The 18,671-nt window shown below is 41.5% G+C and carries 14 protein-coding genes; 5 read left to right on the top strand and 9 right to left on the bottom strand.

Features of this window, described 5'->3' with window-relative positions; genetic code table 11:
• Positions 1-151: 151 nt before the first annotated feature.
• The 8 genes from L2747_RS04080 to L2747_RS04045 all read right to left on the bottom strand — a co-directional run bounded on the left by L2747_RS04080 (position 152) and on the right by L2747_RS04045 (position 9,586).
• Positions 152-1,276, bottom strand: a complete 1,125-nt coding sequence (locus L2747_RS04080) for a glycosyltransferase family 2 protein (RefSeq protein WP_248997824.1) — start codon at positions 1,274-1,276, stop codon at positions 152-154.
• Between the two features lie 45 nt (positions 1,277-1,321).
• Positions 1,322-2,785, bottom strand: coding sequence for an oligosaccharide flippase family protein (locus tag L2747_RS04075; protein ID WP_248997823.1), 1,464 nt, complete (start codon positions 2,783-2,785; stop codon positions 1,322-1,324).
• Positions 2,786-3,265: 480 nt separating this feature from the next.
• Positions 3,266-4,564: an O-antigen ligase family protein gene (locus L2747_RS04070; RefSeq protein WP_248997822.1), complete on the bottom strand. Its 1,299-nt coding sequence runs from the start codon at positions 4,562-4,564 to the stop codon at positions 3,266-3,268.
• Positions 4,522-5,931, bottom strand: a complete 1,410-nt coding sequence (locus L2747_RS04065) for a GumC domain-containing protein (protein ID WP_248997821.1) — start codon at positions 5,929-5,931, stop codon at positions 4,522-4,524. Before L2747_RS04065 ends, L2747_RS04070 begins: the two co-directional genes overlap by 43 nt.
• Before the next feature lie 20 nt (positions 5,932-5,951).
• Positions 5,952-7,235 carry a polysaccharide biosynthesis/export family protein gene (locus tag L2747_RS04060; RefSeq protein ID WP_248997820.1) on the bottom strand — a complete coding sequence of 428 codons (1,284 nt, stop codon included), beginning with the start codon at positions 7,233-7,235 and terminating at the stop codon, positions 5,952-5,954.
• A gap of 44 nt (positions 7,236-7,279) precedes the next feature.
• The gene (locus L2747_RS04055; RefSeq protein ID WP_248997819.1) at positions 7,280-7,645 is read right to left on the bottom strand and encodes an STAS domain-containing protein; all 366 of its coding nucleotides are present in this window, start codon (positions 7,643-7,645) and stop codon (positions 7,280-7,282) included.
• 319 nt (positions 7,646-7,964) lie between these two features.
• Positions 7,965-8,354 carry an ATP-binding protein gene (locus L2747_RS04050; RefSeq protein WP_248997818.1) on the bottom strand — a complete coding sequence of 130 codons (390 nt, stop codon included), beginning with the start codon at positions 8,352-8,354 and terminating at the stop codon, positions 7,965-7,967.
• Positions 8,351-9,586, bottom strand: a complete 1,236-nt coding sequence (locus tag L2747_RS04045) for a PP2C family protein-serine/threonine phosphatase (RefSeq protein ID WP_248997817.1) — start codon at positions 9,584-9,586, stop codon at positions 8,351-8,353. Before L2747_RS04045 ends, L2747_RS04050 begins: the two co-directional genes overlap by 4 nt.
• Positions 9,587-10,135: 549 nt before the next feature.
• Between L2747_RS04045 and L2747_RS04040 the strand changes: the two genes are divergently transcribed.
• The 4 genes from L2747_RS04040 to rfbD all read left to right on the top strand — a co-directional run bounded on the left by L2747_RS04040 (position 10,136) and on the right by rfbD (position 14,173).
• Positions 10,136-10,504, top strand: a complete 369-nt coding sequence (locus L2747_RS04040; RefSeq protein ID WP_248997816.1) for an Hpt domain-containing protein — start codon at positions 10,136-10,138, stop codon at positions 10,502-10,504.
• Between the two features lie 120 nt (positions 10,505-10,624).
• Positions 10,625-12,169 (top strand): sigma-54-dependent transcriptional regulator, encoded by a 1,545-nt coding sequence (locus L2747_RS04035; protein WP_248997815.1) that lies wholly within the window; start codon positions 10,625-10,627, stop codon positions 12,167-12,169.
• 110 nt (positions 12,170-12,279) lie between these two features.
• Positions 12,280-13,029 (top strand): phosphatase, encoded by a 750-nt coding sequence (locus L2747_RS04030; protein ID WP_248997814.1) that lies wholly within the window; start codon positions 12,280-12,282, stop codon positions 13,027-13,029.
• A 37-nt stretch (positions 13,030-13,066) separates the two neighbouring features.
• Entirely contained in the window at positions 13,067-14,173 is a 1,107-nt protein-coding gene (rfbD, locus tag L2747_RS04025) for a dTDP-4-dehydrorhamnose reductase (RefSeq protein ID WP_248997813.1), read from the top strand.
• A 155-nt stretch (positions 14,174-14,328) separates the two neighbouring features.
• On the opposite strand, the gene L2747_RS04020 is transcribed toward rfbD, so the two are convergent.
• Positions 14,329-15,795, bottom strand: coding sequence for a capsule assembly Wzi family protein (locus L2747_RS04020; protein ID WP_248997812.1), 1,467 nt, complete (start codon positions 15,793-15,795; stop codon positions 14,329-14,331).
• 379 nt (positions 15,796-16,174) lie between these two features.
• Between L2747_RS04020 and L2747_RS04015 the strand changes: the two genes are divergently transcribed.
• Positions 16,175-18,670 carry a glycoside hydrolase family 3 protein gene (locus L2747_RS04015; RefSeq protein WP_248998061.1) on the top strand — a complete coding sequence of 832 codons (2,496 nt, stop codon included), beginning with the start codon at positions 16,175-16,177 and terminating at the stop codon, positions 18,668-18,670.
• The last annotated feature ends 1 nt before the right edge of the window (position 18,671 follow it).

Raw genomic sequence — 18,671 nt, 5'->3', positions numbered from 1 at the left:
TGGGATAAAATGTTATTCTTAAAGCATGGAGCGATGGGGAAGGTGATATTTGCAACTTGCAAAGCAGGCTGCAAATAATCAACCCAGAGATCAGCTGGAGGTTAAACTAACGTTTATGCTTCGAGACTAGCCTTTATTTTGCCTGTTTGAGTTATGAATTGAGCTCAGTATTGGAGGTTCCAGTTAACTCATGTTGCAGTACGCGTTGACTGACGCCATCTTTGCTTATTTTGGCAATTTGAATTCTGCCCAGTGCTGCTTGGGCTAATCTTTCAACGGTATTGTAAATTGCAAAGGGCAGTAACATTAATAGGTATGCCGCTGCCATGGTTGATAACGTACGCGCAGTTTCTTGCAGGATAATCCCTGGAGCTGTGAGGATCGCTCTATTGAGGTACTTCACCGCTTGTTTACCATTTTTGTTACGTATTGCTTGACGGGCTATATAGCGTAATTGAAATGCTCTGGCTTTATTTTCATGCTGTAAGAGCAGCTTCGGTGCATAGCTTCTCACCTTATCTATCATTTTTTCCCATGACGCATATTGCTTGCTAATGTCGGCTGATAGCCCTTGCTCATTTAGGCGATAAAAGGTTAACGGTGCAGGGAGACCTTCTATTTTCCAGTGGGTAGTTGTGACAATTCTGACCCAGCACTCAATATCTTCTGATTGACGAAATTCTTCATCAAAATAGCAAAGATGCGCTTCTTTGCTATGTGCCCCAAAGTATTGGATATCACTTAAGGTTTCGCGGCGGATCACGGGTGCAGAGCCATTGCCGACTGGGTTACGACATAGCAGATCACTAGGCATGATATTGGTAAGTTGTGGCATTTGGTAAAAAGGCGTTTTTTTACCATCAAAGTCGATAAATAACGAGCGACTAAAACTTATTCCAACCTCGGGGGCATTATCTAAATGCTTAACATGCTCGGTTAATTTATCAGGATGCCAAATATCATCAGAATCAATAAAAGCGATATATCGACCAATAGCGTTACGGATCCCGGTGTTACGCGCTGCCGACAGACCTTGGTTATGTTGGTGACTAATAATTTTAACTCTAGGGTCAGTAAACTGCTTACAAATATCTAAACTGTTATCCGGAGAGCAATCGTTAATGAGCAGTAGCTCAAAGTCGCTAAAGCTTTGTGTTAGCACAGATTCTATAGCTTGCTGTACAAATGCTTCAACGTTATAGATTGGCATTACAACGGTAACAATTGCTGGACAGCTATTTTGCTTATCATTGTCGAAGTTTGAGTTGATTATCATATCTTGTCTCCGTGTAATGCTAATTGGCTTAGAGTTCGCAATTGCTTACTTAGGCTTGGCAGTATTGGTGTCTTGCAAGTTTAAAGAGGCTATTGATGTTGATTCACCTTGGTTAGATAATTTTAAATACAGTGTGAGGCTAGGCATCATTAATAGATGAACAAGCAGTATTCCAAACGCTACAGCCTCGAGCCCAAAGTGACTCGAAATCGCAATTGTCAGTGCAAGAATAAGAGTAAATGCCGCATTACAAATTAGATTGAATCGGGTTTTACCAACACTTATAAGGTACTGGCTTGCAGCTTCGCCAAGCGGTCTTACAAATCCACTTAAACAAAGCAAAATAAATACAGGTAATGCACCGGCATCGAGCCATTTTTGGCCGTAGACTAAAGGTACATATAGGGGGGCGAGTAGACTTTGCAATCCAATGATCGGTACAGTTAATAGCATGATGAACTTCAATGAATCAAAGTACTTCTGCTGTTTTGAGACAAAATGTTGCTTTGGATTAGACTGCGTTGGGCCTTTGGGCTGCTGTTGGCATAAGTGGGAATATAAGGCCGTGCCATAGCTTTGTACCAAGCCAAGGCTGATCCCTAGGCTTGCATTAAAGGCAAAGAAGTAAATGCCTAGTGCTTCAATCCCCAAAAAGTAACCCACTAAGATGTAATCAATATTTTGTCTAAGTGCGATAGCTAAATCACCAAAGCCCACCTGCAAACCAAAGGTAAGCATTGCCTGTGCTTGAGTTGATAATATTTTAGATAGAAGTCCCATGGGGATTGCTAGTTGTGGGTTATCTGTCGCTTTATCGCTTATTTGACTATTTGTCTTATTATTCGCTTTATCATGAGCCATTGGTGTTGATTGTGGCGATGAAGCCTCGGGCAGAGGATTGCGGTATTTATGAACCCCAATCCAAATAAATACCACAATAACCTTGGGCAAAATAATTGCCCAGATCCCCAGCCCGAGTAACGCAAATGATGCAGTTAACACTCCATCAAAAAAGGTTTGCCACAGCACTGCGCGGCCAACAACACGCATTTTATTGGCGCGTAGGTTAATTGCTGCGTAGAGCATGCCTAACGGCAGGAGTAAATAGCTTGTTGCCATAAGTATCATAGGTGGAATTAGCTGCATGTCATCAAAATAGATGGCAAGCGGCCAGCTGAGTAAGCTCATGGCAACGAAGGCGGTTATTGCCGCAAACCAATTGACCTGGTTTGCAGCATTTAAAGACTGTTTCAGCTCTGAATCATTCATTTTTATTAATGCTGCTGAGGAGATCCTGCGAGTTGGCGTACAGATAATTTCAAAGCTAGCGAGAATAATGGCGACCTGCCCAAATACTTCAGGCGTGAGCAGTCGGGCGATAATAATACTTGAGCCAAGGCGTACAATGCGCCCCAGCACTTGAGCTGACCCAAGCCAAAAAAGACTTTTACCCAATGCGGTACTGAAAGCCGCGGTTAGCGCGTTATGATATAGCGATAAGCTTTGCATATGGCACGCCCTCCTGTGTTTATGGGTAAGAATAAAATGCTTTTTATATTTAGGGTGTACAGAGGTAATACAGGGTTTATGCCAAGTTTTATTATTTAACTGAAATAATTTTATTTTCATTAAAAACATATGGTTAAAATATCTTTTCTAGCGGTTTATGTTTTCGATAATGTGATGAAAGCCTCTTTGCAAATTAGCGTCGCAAAATGCAAATCACCTCTGAAGTAAAAGTTAACGCATTAGAAAGTGTTTTGTGATGTGATTAATGAGAGAGCTGAGTGGTTTTCGGGGAAAAGCAGCGTTGAGAGTAAGGTTAAGGCTTTAATCGTTAGTAGAGTGAATAAAACGTCTTTTGCTCATAGTTGTTGCTTGTAACTGTGTTTGGTAGATATGTAATTAACATCAGATATGTGGATCTATTTAAAATATATGGGCGAATGAACCGACTTTGATATTGTGTTCGTAGCAGTCTTTATATCGTTAAATGATAATCCTTGTGCTTGCTATATCACCTACTACAGGCTCATTTGGGGCGTGATTAGCGCGTTCTTTATGAGCAATACCTATGATGATAAGCCCTGGCCAAAACAGGTAAGCTAAGATCTCTAAATTTTCTCCAAAGGTATAAAGAAATAGCTGTAATAAGATGGCAACGGCGACTGCTGATAACTTAGAGCTAAAGATATGCCCGAGTAAACTCAATAGGCTTATTAACATCGGGATCGCTAATGCTAAAGCACCGACTATACCTTTTACGAATAGTAAACCATACCAAGTATGGTGAGAGCCAATTGGCATATATTCAACTAAATGTGGCCCTCGTTCGACTATGCCATGCCCCCAAAATACAGCTTCATTTGCCCATCGCTCAATAGCGATATTGGCTAGTTCTTGACGTACTCGAGTTGAACCTGCTCGTGCACTTTTAAAAGCTTCAACACTCTGTTGTAGCTTTTCAATCACCTCAATACCGAATACGCCAAACAATAATAATATTGGGCTGGCAATAAGGTATATCCATGGACTGCGGTAAAAACGAATAAACAAAAAGAAGCCAGCTAATAATAGATAACACACTAGTGCTAACCGCGATTGCGAGATTAAAACCATAGATAGACTGCCCGTAATACCATAGAACTTGTAGCGAGCAGATTGTTCTTGAGTAGCAAAAATGAAAAATAGATTTGCTACCATGCCGAGAGCTGGTGCCCAAGGCGTGAATAAACGCCAGCGTGGTAGACCGCTTGCTGGATCAATTTCATATAGGCTAACACTAAAAAACTCAGGTCCCGGTCCGCCAATAATGCTAAGCGGTGAAGTATATAAAGTACTGGGTAGGCCGACAGCCCAAGCAAGGATAAAGAGCGGCAGCAAAAAAAGTGTATGTTTGCAGACAATGCAGCAGGCACGATAAATAAGGTGTGGGCGGATATTAAGTGATCCTAACAAAGGAAAAATAGCGAGCAGTGCCCAGCCTTTGGCCCAGCCAATGCTGGACTTAATTAGTTTAGCGAAACCTAGCTCATTAGTTAGGTGGCCAATAATAAGGGCCAGCAGCATTACCACCATAGCGATTAACCAAGTCGTTTGTGCACGAGTGATAGGATAAATCGTTTTATCGACTAAGTGACGTTTGAACATTCTGAGTAAAAGGATCCACGCAATCACTGGCGCCACAACATACATAGCGCCCAGTAGCCAAAATGCGTAGGTGCCGGTAATTGCACGCCAAACGATTACTTCGTCAGAATTTTTTGGAGTATAGGTTTGCGGATCCATAGCATTCCCATCCCTGCAATTAGTGAAATCGAAGCGAATACGCCGCCAACCAAAGCGAGTAAAACAAGAAGATTATCAGGCTCTTCAGCTAAACTTGGCGCGGCCATCAGTTGTAGTAGAGGGTAGGCTGCATAGATGTCAGCTTTACCTATATCCATTTTGGCTAGCGCAGAGGTAAATACGGCCGTAGCGACTTGGTGTTCACGCTGCAAGTCTTCGAGCTTTGCTGCATCGTCATTACTATCTGTAAAGCGATGATCCCAATCATGAATTTGTTGTGAAAGGGTATCGATTTGATGCCTTAAACCTTCAGCTTCTGTATTAAGCGTTAATAATTGCTGCATAAGCTGTGCTCTGCCATCTAAATCATCGGCCGATAGCATCAGCATTAAGCGTTTATCTGTATAGCCAAGCAAGACTTTACATCTTTTGCTAAGCGCCCGCAGAATCGATGCTTGCTCATCGCGGTAAGTGACAACTTTAGGATGACGTTGGCCAAAGCGGCTGCGGTATTCAGCAAGAGATGCTGTTACTCGGGTATAACTAATCAACAGCTGTTGAAATAGCTGATCATTTTTTAATGTAAGTAGTCCTGCTGCTTGTTTCGGTGTCAGTGAAAGGTGTATTTCCAGCATCTTTTGACTAGCCTTGACCCCTTGTAGCTCTGACACCAAGTTGACTTTGCTGTGCCTTAACCTTTCCATCGTCAAAGCCAATTCTTTAAATTGATCGAGTGATACCAAACCATGTTCAGATTGAAATTTAAGTAGCTTTTCTTGAGTATGGTTTACTTTGTTGGCAAAGCTTGCCATGCCTACGCGAATGGCATCCTCTCGCTGCTCTATTTCATCACTTCTAAGAGCGGACAGAATGGCTTGTAGGCTGTGATAATGGGCCCAGGCTTTTTGCTGCGCAGCTTTAGCTGAATTAGCTTTAATGCTGAACTGCATTATTCCTGTTTGACTTGGTAGTTTAAGTTTTGGTGTACCAAACTCTCCGGCAGTTAACTCTAAGGTTTCAGCAGCGGCATTAATTAACGATTTACTTGTACCAATAGATTTGTAATTTACTCTGGGATCAATTGCGCTGCTAGCATAAGGTGAACTAGTAGAGCTGTTGGCTTGCCCAACACTATCTAAAGACACGTGAGCACCTGCACCCGCACCGGGTAAAATAAGAGTCCATTGGCTTACATAACGGCTTGGGCTTAGTAATACGAATAACAGGACAAATGCCCACAATAATACTAGTAACCAAAGAGTTGAACGCACGTAAGTTCGCTTTCTTTGTTTTACGCTAACTTGGCTGCCATTGATAAAATAGCGTTGAAGCCAAAGCAGTGGTCTATAGGCGTGTATTGATTTCATTATCGCCTCTCCCTATTTGCTTAAAGCAACTCTAGTAATGTGGCTGGAACTAATACTTCGGTAATTGAGCGGGCAATTTCACGAATATTAGTGACGCGAGAGTCATAACAAGCAATACCATCACCAGGCATTAAAATAGGATTCATGCCGGTTTCCCATGAATGCCTAATGAGTTCATCCATTGAACGCTCAATAACATCTACTTGGGCAGTTAGAGGGTTCTTAGTTATCAGCAGTAAATGCCTGCTAGCATTGGTAGATTGTGCACCACCCACACAGTTGGCAGCGATTGCGCCGTTAAGTAAACGAGTACCATAAGGAAATCGTGTTGCATCAGTGTCGACCGCAGATTGCGAGTTACTGCTGGCTGGCTGGGTTAAGTTGGATAGAAAGACTCTAATACCTGGAGCGGTAATTTGAGATGGGCGTGCCAGCGCATCATCAAAGTAGTCATGTTGAGGTACATGAATATGATCGCCTGACATTAAAGTCATACTAGGTACAGGAAAACCGTGGATCACACCTGAAAGATCTAATGTAAAGCTATGTTGGTCACGGATAACCATAATCTCTTTAATGTTAGCATCGGGGCGGACGCCGCCAGATGCACGCAGCGCGGCTGCAATGCTTCTTTTTGATGCTTGATCACCGCTATGATCGCCATCATCATCGATGATCTCTAGATCTGATTTTTTATTGATTTGGTGTTGACCTGGTTCAAATACTCCACCAGATACCGTGATTTGAACTGGGGCCCACTTCAATGGGGTAATACTCAAGCGCACACTATTTTTCAACATAAATTGCTCATCGACTAAATGCTGCTTTATCTTTATAGAAAGGGCTTGCACATCAAGGCCTTTAGCATGAATTGGCGCTAGATAGGGTAAATAGATATAGCCATCGTTATTGATTTCAACACTGCCGCTAAACTCTTCTCCATTTAGCACTTTAACATTAAGTCTATCTCCCACAGATAAACGAATATTTTGTGGAAGGTGCAAAGCTTGCTGCGACTGTCCAGCGTACATTAAGTATGTGTTACCCATTGCATTAGTTAGCGGTGTCGAAGTCTGTTTATTATGATTCGCTTTACTGCGCAGATAAGGAGTGTCACTGTCGTAAAAGTGGCATAGGGTCATGTCGTTATTATCTTCATCACAAATCGCTTTTTGTTCCGGTGCATGTGGTGTCACGCAAGCCGATAATAATGGTGCGATTATTACGAGTATTAATGCGGCGATTATTAACGAATGCGCATTATGATGATTTGAACTTATTAGGATGCTTTGATTGGGGTTCATAGCGTTATCCTCTCTTTATATACCGACATTGTTCAAACTAAGGTTTAAAGCATTGCTGGCTCAGCGTTTGATTCATTGCAGATATATTCAATGGCGGCATTTTCATCTTCGTAAATAGCAAAAATTTGGTGTAAGCGAGTGAGTTCTATCAAGGATCTCACTCCTGCTGTTGGTGATAGCAACACGATGTCACCATCAATTTGTTCAATACGTTTGAGTGCTGAAATGAGTACTGAAAGACCACTTGAGTCGATGTATTCCACTTGGCTTAAATCGATGATTAGCTGACTCATTCCTGCGTTAATTTGTTGCAATATGGCGGCCCTAAGAGTCGGAGTTTGTGTCATCACAACTTCTGTTGGTAGAGTGATTTTACATGCGTTATTTTGTGCTAATTGCGAGAAGGTCATATTATTGTCCTTAAAAATGCTCGATGCATTTTGCTTATCAGGTCTATTAACCATGTGTCATATCTGATTGTTATATTGATAGTTGCAATAACAAGGCCAATATTTATCTTGTTGTATTTGTTTGCTTTATTGTTTATTTTTGGATTTGTTCTTGTTGAGTTCTTAATTTGCAAAGCAAAATGCTGAGAGAAGAGAGAAGAGAGAAGAGAGAAGAGAGAAGAGAGAAGAGAGAAGAGAGAAGAGAGAAGAGAGAAGAGAGAAGAGAGAAGAGAGAAGAGGCTTATTTCTAAGCGAGTAAGCCTTGTTAGTTAAAGTGAGTTTAGACTGCTAAGGTCAGTTGCAGATGTGTACCTGCTACAGTTTTTTGACTGCGAACGCTGTCCATCCAGTTGTTGATAATCCAAAGTCCTCGCCCTGAATTTTCTGGTGCTGGTGGACATGAATTGGGCTGTGTAAACTCGTGGTGCAATGAGTCATCAAGTATATCAATAGTGACTTTGTGACTGTCACAATGAAAGACGACTATCATCGCGTCGACAGGCGGTATGGTATGCTCAAATACATTAGCAATAGCCTCTAAAGTACAGGTAATAATCTTAAAGCGCTTGTTGTCAGACACCTGGTTTTGCAGCATAAACTGTTCAATTTCTTTGCAAATAGAATGTTTAGACATTAGATCTCGGTTTAGATTGAACTGTAAACTATTCATTGGGTTGCCTCATTAACATTGCAAGGGTGGCCGCGAGATATCAGCATTAAAGATATATCATCCTGGGCCTTTTTCTCTTGCCATAACAGCGCGCTATAACTTAAATAATGCAGCAGTTTTTCTGCCGTTAAGTTTCTTGCATCATTGATATTCTTTAATAATTTGTTTTGACCAAAGCTGCCAAATTTACTATGGCGACACTCGTATATACCGTCAGAGTATAATAGTAATTGTGCACCACTTTTTAGAATGAACTGCCGACTTTGATATTGGTAATGTTTATCTAGGCCAATAGGTAATTGGCTGTGAATTAACTTATCGTCAATAAATTCAGCGCCATCCTCTGCTAGTACAATTGGAGCTGGGTGGCCGGCATTGATAAGTTCGACTAAACCTGTTTCGGTATTGGCTACACCAAGTAACAATGTTGCAAAGCGCCCCGTTTGCTCCGGGTCATCAAACTCTAGATTTACTTTGTTGACCAAGTGACGAATATCTCCCTCTTGCCACGCAGGTTGAGTGTGAGACAAATGGTGGGCAATAGTAAAACTCAACATTGAGGCTGCTGTGCCGTGACCGCTGACATCTAATAAGTAAAATCCAATGAGTTTTGGACTGATATGGAAACACTGAAATAAGTCGCCAGCCAAATCCTGTGCTGGCTTAAATGCCGTGGCAACCTGCCAGTTATTAGCTAAACAGGGATCTTGTGGTAGCAGGGCTTGTTGCAGCTGTGCTGCAGTGGCTAGATCTTGTTTGAGGGCTTCTAGGTAATGTTTTTCTTGTGATAGCAGTTGATTTAATGCTTCATTTTTTTCTGCTAGTTCATTTTGCATTTCGATAATGCGAATGCCAGCCAATACTCGAACTTTGAGTACACCAATATTAAAAGGTTTACAGATAAAATCGTCTGCACCAGCACTTATTCCTTCGATGATATCTTCGTTGCGTTTATTGCCTGTGAGTAAAATGGTGTAAGGGACAACTGAGTTAGCTTTAATCATTTTACAAAGTTCCAGTCCGCTGAGTCCTGGCATCATCCAATCAGTAATAACCATATCAATCTGATGGTGTTCCAGATAACTTATTGCCTCTTCCGCACTTGTTACATCTTTTACTTGGTAACCCATGGTTGTTAATAAGCTCATTAACTGGAATCGCTCGGTTTCAGAGTCCTCAACAACAAGGATATGGTAAGGCTTGCGTAATTTACTGGTTGAAGTTAATGGCATAGCATGACTCGAAATATTATGTGTACGTGCAACATCGCAAGTTGTATGCCATACCACTATTTTATTGATTTATATGGATTTGTTATTAATCCCATTTCCATGTCATTGAGGGCGTTGCAATTTGATTCGCAAAATGAAACTCAAATGAGCCCGATTAAGCTGGTTTTAGTTAGCCTGTATGTATTTTATTGATAATTGCTTTGCAGTCGAAAATGTTTCATTTACTTGGCTGTGGAGTACTTATGTATCAGTAACATTGTTTGGAATGGGGTTTGTACAGCTTAAGTTGCAGAGGACATGCAACCAATAAGTGGATTGTTTTTGCTAAGTAAGCAGCTATAGTAAAGCTTAACAGTGCCGATTTAATAAGAAGTTTGATTGCAACGGGTTAAGGATATAACCAAGGAAGATGACTACGTGCAACAGTAGCTTTTTGGTTGCTATCATATTGGTTATCTTAAGTGGTGATCACTAGAGTGATAGTTTTGTGCCACTAATCGAATCCAATTTGAAGGTGTATAGGGAAATAGCCTGCTATAAGAGAGTCATATGAATATAATCGATGAAGCTATTTTAAACGAATTAAGCACTATGCTTGGTGAAGAAACGATGCATAGAATGATGACCATTTTTATTGATGAAGCCCAGCAAAGATTGCAAGTGCTTGCAAAGATTTTGTCGTCTTACCAACAGTCAGGGTTATTAGATATGGCTGAAGTTGATATTCAGGCTCATACCCTTAAAAGTAGTACAGCAAGTTTTGGTGCGCAGGGACTGTCTGTTGTGTCAGAAAATCTCGAGATGAGTGCAAAGGCGCAAGATAGTGAGCAGGTGATAACGCTCTTAAATGAGGTAGTTCCTGTAGGTGAACAAACCTTAGGTTATTTTAGACAGCGCCTTGTGGCGGATGATTATTAAGCTTTAAGGTTGAAATACGGCATTATATTAACGATTGTCCCTTGTAAATACAGTATGGGATCAACATGCGTTAATTAACATTTTTAGCTAAACCAATAATTAATAGATAGGCTGATTTATATGGATGTAACAAGCTCATTTACTACATTGCTCGTTGAAGACAGTATGTCTTTGGGGGCGTTATATACCGAGTTTTTACGTGCGGACGGGGCTCAGGTCACCCATGTTAACCATGGAGAAGATGCGCTTAACGAGCTCAAGCTGAGACAGCCTGATTTGTTGGTGCTTGATATTCAGCTACCTGACATGTCAGGTATGGATATTTTAGAAGCCGTTCAAAAAGATTACCCTAATATCACAGTCATAATGATCACGGCTCATGGCACGATTGATCTTGCAGTAGATGCCATGCGTTCTGGTGCATTTGATTTCTTAGTTAAGCCATTTGATGCAAAACGTTTGTCGATTACAGTACGCAATGCATTAAAGCAACGCCAACTGGTAAATCTTGTTGCTAAGTATGAAAGTAGCTTACCAAAGCCTCATTTTATGGGGTTTGTTGGTGAGTCCTTAGCAATGCAAACGGTATATAAGACCATAGATTGCGTTGCAAATAGTAAGGCGTCGGCATTTATTGTGGGGGAGAGTGGTACAGGTAAAGAAGTCTGTGCTCATGCTATTCACAATGCTGGCAACCGTAAGGATGGGCCTTTTGTAGCGCTTAATTGTGCATCTATTCCTAAAGACTTAATTGAAAGTGAGATCTTCGGTCATACCAAAGGGGCATTTACTGGCGCGGTGGCTAATAGAGATGGCGCCGCTACCCAAGCACACAACGGCACTTTGTTTCTTGATGAAATCTGCGAAATGGATCTTGAATTACAAAGTAAACTGCTGCGGTTTATTCAAACCGGTGTTTTTCAGCGAGTTGGTGGTACTAAAGAAGAAAAAGTCGATGTGCGTTTTGTCAGTGCGACAAACCGTATGCCTTGGGATGAAGTTAAGGCTGGCCGTTTTAGAGAAGACTTGTTTTATCGCTTGCATGTCATTCCTATTGAGTTACCACCTCTTAGAGTTCGCGGAAAAGATATTCTTTTGCTTGCGACTAATTTACTAAAAGAATACAACAAAGAGGAAGGCAAAAGCTTTAAGGGATTTAGTCGTGAGGCTAAAGACTGCTTAAAAGGTTACTCATGGCCGGGAAATGTTAGACAATTACAAAATGTGATTAGGCAGGTAGTTGTGTTGAATGATAGTGAAACCGTTGAGCTTGCTATGTTACCCGTTCAATTGACTACAGAGCTTGAGTCGACCAGTGTTTCGCAAAGTAATTTGGCTCAGTCATTTAACTCAAAAACTGAAGCATATCAACGTGCTGAAGATATCAACGCTAATAATAGCGAAGCAACTCATGCTTCAGCTTTTATTGGAAACATCGAGCAGGGAGCATTTGTCATTCCAAAAGCGGCAGAAGCTGTTGTGCCAAAAGCAGATTCTGGCCAAATAGAACCTTTGTGGTTAACAGAGAAAAGAACCATAGAAAATGCCATTGAACGCTGCGATGGCAATGTGCCTAAGGCTGCTGCTTTACTTGATATTAGTGCGTCGACAATTTATCGAAAACGCCAGACTTGGGAAGAGTTAGAGAATAGTTTAAGTCATTAATAATTAAGGTCTGTTTAAATTAACGACGCTGACTGTTATTGCTAGAGCAATATTAACGAAAAGAGTAGACTTAGGGTCTACTCTTTTTTGTTTTATACAATGAGAACGCCATGAAATATCTTGTTGATACCCATACTCATACCGTTGCTTCAACCCATGCCTATAGTACATTGCAAGAATATATTGCCATGGCTAAACAAAAGGGAATTAAGCTATTTGCCACAACCGATCATGGCCCAGATATGGCAGATGCTCCGCACTTTTGGCATTTTGTTAATTTACGGGTAATACCGCGAATCGTCGATGGGGTTGGTATTTTAAGAGGGATTGAAGCCAACATTAAGAATATAGATGGCGATATTGATTTCTTTGGTGATTATTTAAAACAACTTGATATTGTTCTAGCAGGGTTTCATGAACCTGTATTTGCCCCCAGTGATAAGCAAAATCATACTCAAGCTATGATAAATTGTATCAAGAGTGGCAAGGTCGATATTATTACTCATCCTGGTAATCCTGCTTACCCGATAGATATTGAAGCTGTAGCTAAAGCCGCTGCTGAAAACAATGTCGCGCTTGAAATCAATAATTCGTCATTTTTAACTTCCCGCAAAGGTAGTGAGCATAACTGTTTGGCGATTGCTAATGCGGTGAAAGAGGCTGGAGGTCTATTGGTGATGGGCTCTGACTCTCATGTGTCGTATAGCTTGGGAGATTTCTCTCAGGCTTTGACTATTATTGATCAAGCAAATTTTCCTGTGGAGCGATTGTTAAATCGCAGTCCTGAAGCCTTGTTAAGCTTTTTGTCTATACGAGGGCATGGCGCGCTTGATGAATACTCTGCACTACTTGAACAATGATATTTTTATTGAATCTGACAGAGATAGTTACCTTTAAATGCGAATTTTAATTACAGGCGCTGGTGGTCAGCTTGCTCAGGCGTTACTGTTGGTTGCCAATGTCGCGCAAACTAATGCGGCTCAAGTAAATGTTAATGGGTTGGCAGCGGCAGAACAATTATTGATGGGTTTACTTCCCGAAGCTTTAGACTGTTTATTAGGCTCAGATATTGTTAAGGGGTTTTGTCGCAAACAACTTGATATCAGTGATAGCCACTCAATCGCTTGTGCTTTTGATGAATTTGAACCGGATGTTGTTGTTAATTGCGCGGCATATAATGCAGTGGATCTTGCTGAAATAGAGGAAGCGACAGCTCTTGCCATTAATGCTAATGGTCCTAAGTTACTGGCTCAGGCCTGTTTTATTCGCCGTATTAAGCTAATCCACATATCCACAGATTTTGTGTTTGATGGAGAGCTTACCCACCCATATACAGAACAAGATGTACCTTTGCCCTTGTCTGTTTATGGCGGGAGTAAGCTTAAAGGGGAGTCTTGGGTTAATGAGATCTTAGGCTGCAATGCAATCATTATTCGTACGTCTTGGTTATATAGCAGCAAAGGGACGAATTTCGTTAAAACTATGCAAAACTTGTTTCAAGTGAAAGAACGCCTATCTGTGATTGATGACCAACGTGGCAGCCCTACATGGTGTGAGGCCTTAGCTGTGGTGATATTTAAACTCGTGAAGCAAATGAAAGCTGTTAAGGCAAAGTCTCATGAAACAAAAGCAAAGCAGTTTGCTAAAGCACTAGATGAAGACGTCAGTGCTAGTTTATACCATTATGCAGCCGCTGGAACGTGTAGCTGGTTTGAATTCGCACAGTATATTCAACGGTATCAAGAGCAGATGTTAGAAAGTATTCAAGCTGTTGAAAACAATCATTCTAGCTGCAGTATCGAGCCTATAACCACAGAGTTATGGCAATCGTTACATAGGAATAAATTAGCGACTAGGCCAATGCAGAGTGCGTTGTGTGCAGAAAAAGTGACTTGTAAATTAGCACTCGATGAGCAAAGTATATTGAAAGCATCGTGGCAGTTTCAGTTACAAGCGATGTTACGACATCAATCAGCTATAAAGTTAAATTGGATTGAGGGATAGAGCTCGAAGTAAATCTGCAAGCGAGTACAAAAATTATCCCCATACTTAAACAAAAAAGGCAAAAGTCGCATGTGACTTTTGCCTTTTTATTTATCGCTCACACGTTTGGAAATATTTTAATCCCTAACAAGTGAACCGAGTTAACATGGCCGTTTTTAGAAGCTACGTTCCCAACCTGCGTAGATCGTAGTGTCCCAATCATCGCCACCAGAAGTCATATACTTACTGTAGCCTACTGTGCCACCAACCTTTAATGTACCTTGGTACAGTGGTCTATGGTAGCTAGTGTCAAACTGGTATACACGTTCATATTCGCCAGGAGAAACCGGGTTACCACCCGACGGATTACCAGTATCAGTGCCATCGGTATTGAGTCTTAACCAACGGAATTTATTAGTGATGTTTTGGCCGCCACCTAATTGAGTAATACCACCAACAACCAATGTCGTAGCATCATTATCGTAAGTGCTGCCTAAGCTTTTGCCATAGTAACGATAGCCATCTTGGTAGAAGCCATGTTCATAAAGACAGTTATAGGCATTGGAGTCGGTACCACAAGCAACTTGAGTGTCTGAGTATTCAACAAATACGCGGGTCCTAATATTTTCTAAAACAAAATCAACACCGCCCATATTGGCAGAGTTAATCAGTTTATTTTTACCGTTATGATAATCTTCATGAATGCGCTCGTAGTAAATACCGTAAGGAATACCAAAAGCAGTATCAGACCAACGGAAGTCATAACCAGCCAACATATTTTCTTGGCCATTAGTAACATCGCCTTCGCTCATGCCACCGTTAAACAAGCCATCCCACCAGTCTCCTAAACTATTGCCATAGCCTTCACCGCCCCATTGCATGGTCCATGAGAAGCCGACTTCAAGTTTAGATATTGGTCTTAAGGTACCGCGAGCGCCCCAATGTTTAGCATCGGGTACATGACGTCCACTTTCCATTTGGCTAAATGCAGTGGTAAATGTCCAAGGACCAATCCAGTTTAACCACGGTGTTTCAAATGCTTGGCTATTATTGCGAGAGAAAGTGACGCCCGGCATAGGCCTAGCATTGGTTGTTTGAATAAGGCCACTATCCCAGCCTGGTCCCCAATATTTTTGCTGAGCGCCAGCACTGACAATCCAGTTACCTAGCATTACAGCGGCAAAGCTGTTATCTAAGCGAGTGCTGTTACCGTCGATAGGGTCATAGTGGTAGCTTGTTGATAAACGGCCACTAAACCAATCTTTAGTGATTTCAGCTGAGACTTCGGCTTCTGCTTTATCACGGTAATCTTGGCCAAAACCAATAAAACGAGTGGTATCTGAACCGCCAGCAAGTTTGATAGTTGCACTCATACCTTTATGGTCTTGCACATAGGCACGAGTCACTCTATCAAAAGCATCACGTTGCATGCTTGATAAGGCTGTTTGATCCGCCTTATCCATATCTTGCTTTAGTCCGTCCCACATTAGTGGATAGGTGGTAATTGGTTGCACGATAACACCTGTATCAGATAACAGCTGAATATCGGCTCTAAGCGCAAGATCGGTAGGCTCTACCCACCAAGCTGCTTGTGCTGTGCTGCAACCAAGCAATAATAAACCAGATAATAATTTAAGTTTCATTGGGATCCCTTTTATCAATGTGGCGCATTTTAGAGGATTTCATTGCAAGCGGATAGTGTGGAAGCTTGTGAATCATTGAATTTTCACAAAATGTGACAGCTTGGTTGATTTGCTAGAGTAGATAAATTATTGATTGATAAATCATGAATTTTTAAGCAAGCAATCTGATTTTGTTCTATTTTTTAATTAACTACGTGCTGATATTGGAATATCAAGAAATATAGGCTTTATATAACTGACTTGTATTAGTAATTAATTGTTTGAAGGGAGGCGACTCCTTAGGATATTGACAAGGAGTGTCTGCATGCTATTTGCCTACTTATCATTTAGGCCTGTTTTTCGCCGCTTTAGTCGTACGCTACTTTTAACGTTATTACTGATGAATAGCAGCTGCACTTCTAGCAAGGTTATTGAAAAGGAAGTCGAATCTAGTGGTGTTTGGCCTAGTTTAGTTTTCGAAATTCAGCGCAATAGTGCAATAGAGCTGCAGATCACTGAGCTTATTGCTGAAATGACTCTTGCGCAGAAAATTGCTCAAATGATCCAACCTGAAATAGGCGCGATAACCGTCGAGGATATGCGAGAGTATGGCTTTGGCTCATACTTAAATGGCGGAGGCTCCTTCCCTTATGGTAATAAATATGCGACAGCGAGTGACTGGGTTGCACTTGCTGAAACTATGTATCAGGCATCTATAGATGATTCTGTTGATGGCTCGACAATCCCAACAATGTGGGGAACTGATGCCGTTCATGGGCATAACAATGTCATAGGTGCGACGCTTTTTCCGCATAATATTGGCCTTGGTGCGAGTAATAACCCTGAGCTAATCGAGCATATTGCCACCATAACTGCCAGAGAAGTGAAAGCGACGGGAATTGATTGGGTTTTTGCTCCTACTGTTGCAGTAGCAACTGATGCTCGTTGGGGGCGAACCTATGAGAGCTATTCAGAAGACCCAGCCATTGTAAAAGCTTACGCTGCGGCGATTGTGCACGGATTGCAAGGTTATGTTAATAAGAATTTTTTAACCGAAGGTAGGGTTATAGCGACAACTAAGCATTTTATTGGCGATGGCGGCACCTCAGGAATTGACCAAGGGAATAATGTCGATTTTGAGCAACAGTTATTTGATATCCATGCCCAAGGTTATGTTGCAGGTTTAGCTGCTGGTGCGCAAACCGTGATGGCTTCTTTTAATAGTTGGCAAGGCGAAAAAATACATGGCAGTCATTACCTATTGACTCAAGTGTTAAAGCGGCAAATGGGATTTGATGGTGTAGTTGTTGGAGATTGGAATGGTCATGGACAACTCTTAGGCTGCAGTAATGATAATTGCTCTAAAGCTGTTAATGCAGGACTAGATATTTATATGGTGCCAACGAAAGACTGGAAGCCTTTGTTTAATAATTTAGTCATGCAAGTCGAAAGCGGCGAAATCTCTATAGAGCGAGTTAATGATGCGGTAAGCCGTATTTTGCGAGTAAAGCTGCGTGCGGGGCTTTTTGAAAAGCCTGCTCCAGCTATGCGCAAGTATGCGGGAAATCGCGAGCTAATTGGTGCTGAAACTCATCGGAACTTGGCTAGGCAGGCGGTACGCGAGTCGTTAGTGTTACTTAAAAATAATGGCAATTTACTGCCATTAGCTGCAAATAAGATTGTGATGGTCGCTGGTGATGGGGCCGATAATATCGCTAAACAATCCGGTGGATGGTCACTAAGCTGGCAAGGAACAGGCAATAGTAATGCAGACTTTCCTCAAGCGACTTCGATTTTTTCTGGTATAAAAACACAAGTCGCTAAAGCGGGGGGCAAAGCATTTTTAAGCGAAAGTGGCCGCTATGCCATTAAACCTGATGTGGCTATTGTAGTTTTTGGTGAAGAGCCATACGCAGAAGGCTATGGTGATTTGGATAATTTGGAATATCAGCGAGGCAACAAACGAGACTTAGCTTTATTGCAACGATTAAAAGCTGCTGGGATCCCAGTAGTTTCAGTTTTTATCAGTGGTCGGCCATTATGGGTTAATGCAGAGCTAAATGCCTCTGATGCGTTTGTTGCAGCCTGGTTGCCTGGCAGTGAAGGTGAGGGCGTTGCTCAAGTGTTGTTTGCTGATGCTGCAGGCCGCTCTCAATATGACTTTACCGGCAAGTTACCTTTCTCATGGCCGAATAGTCCTCTGCAATCAAAATTGAACTACCGCTTGAACGATCCAAAAACCATTGTTAAGGGGGATTCCGCTCTATTTCCTCTTGGGTTTGGCTTAAGTTATGCCGACTCGCAGGAACTGGCTGAACTTGATGAATTCGTTAAGCTGAAAGATGGCTATAAATCCCGCTTAGCGGTTTTTGACTTAGGGATTATAAAACCTTGGAAGCTTGAATTATCGAGTAAATCAAAATCATCAAGTGATAAAACACAAGATGAAATAAGAAAACCAAAGGCTGTTAAGACTAAAAAGATAAGATTTGAGGACGGTCAATATGCTTTGAGCATTAGCTTTAATGGATCCTCAAAAGCGGAAGTCAGCTTTAAAGAGCTGTTTCCACGAGATCTAAGAGCATTTGATGAACAACCTTCGGTGTTATCAATTTCAATAAATGTTGATGTGATACCTTCCGATAATGTTGAGCTTAGTGTACGTAGCGATAGTGCAGGGAAAGCTTCAGTCGACATCACCAAGCAGATACTTAATTTGGTAAACCAAGGAGAGCAGATTGTCACAGTTGATCTTAATTGTTTTAAGAAGCTGGGAGTTGATTTTTCAGATGTAACATCGCCATTTATGTTGAGCACAAAGGGGGAGTTATCAATGATGATTACCCAAATACAATGGGTATCTCAAGAGACCGTTGCGACAGTTCAATGCGAATAAA

The sequence above is a fragment of the Shewanella marinintestina genome, assembly GCF_023283845.1.
Lineage (GTDB): Bacteria > Pseudomonadota > Gammaproteobacteria > Enterobacterales > Shewanellaceae > Shewanella > Shewanella marinintestina.
The sequence above is the reverse complement of the archived record's forward strand: the minus strand, read 5'-3'. Positions and strand labels throughout refer to the sequence as shown.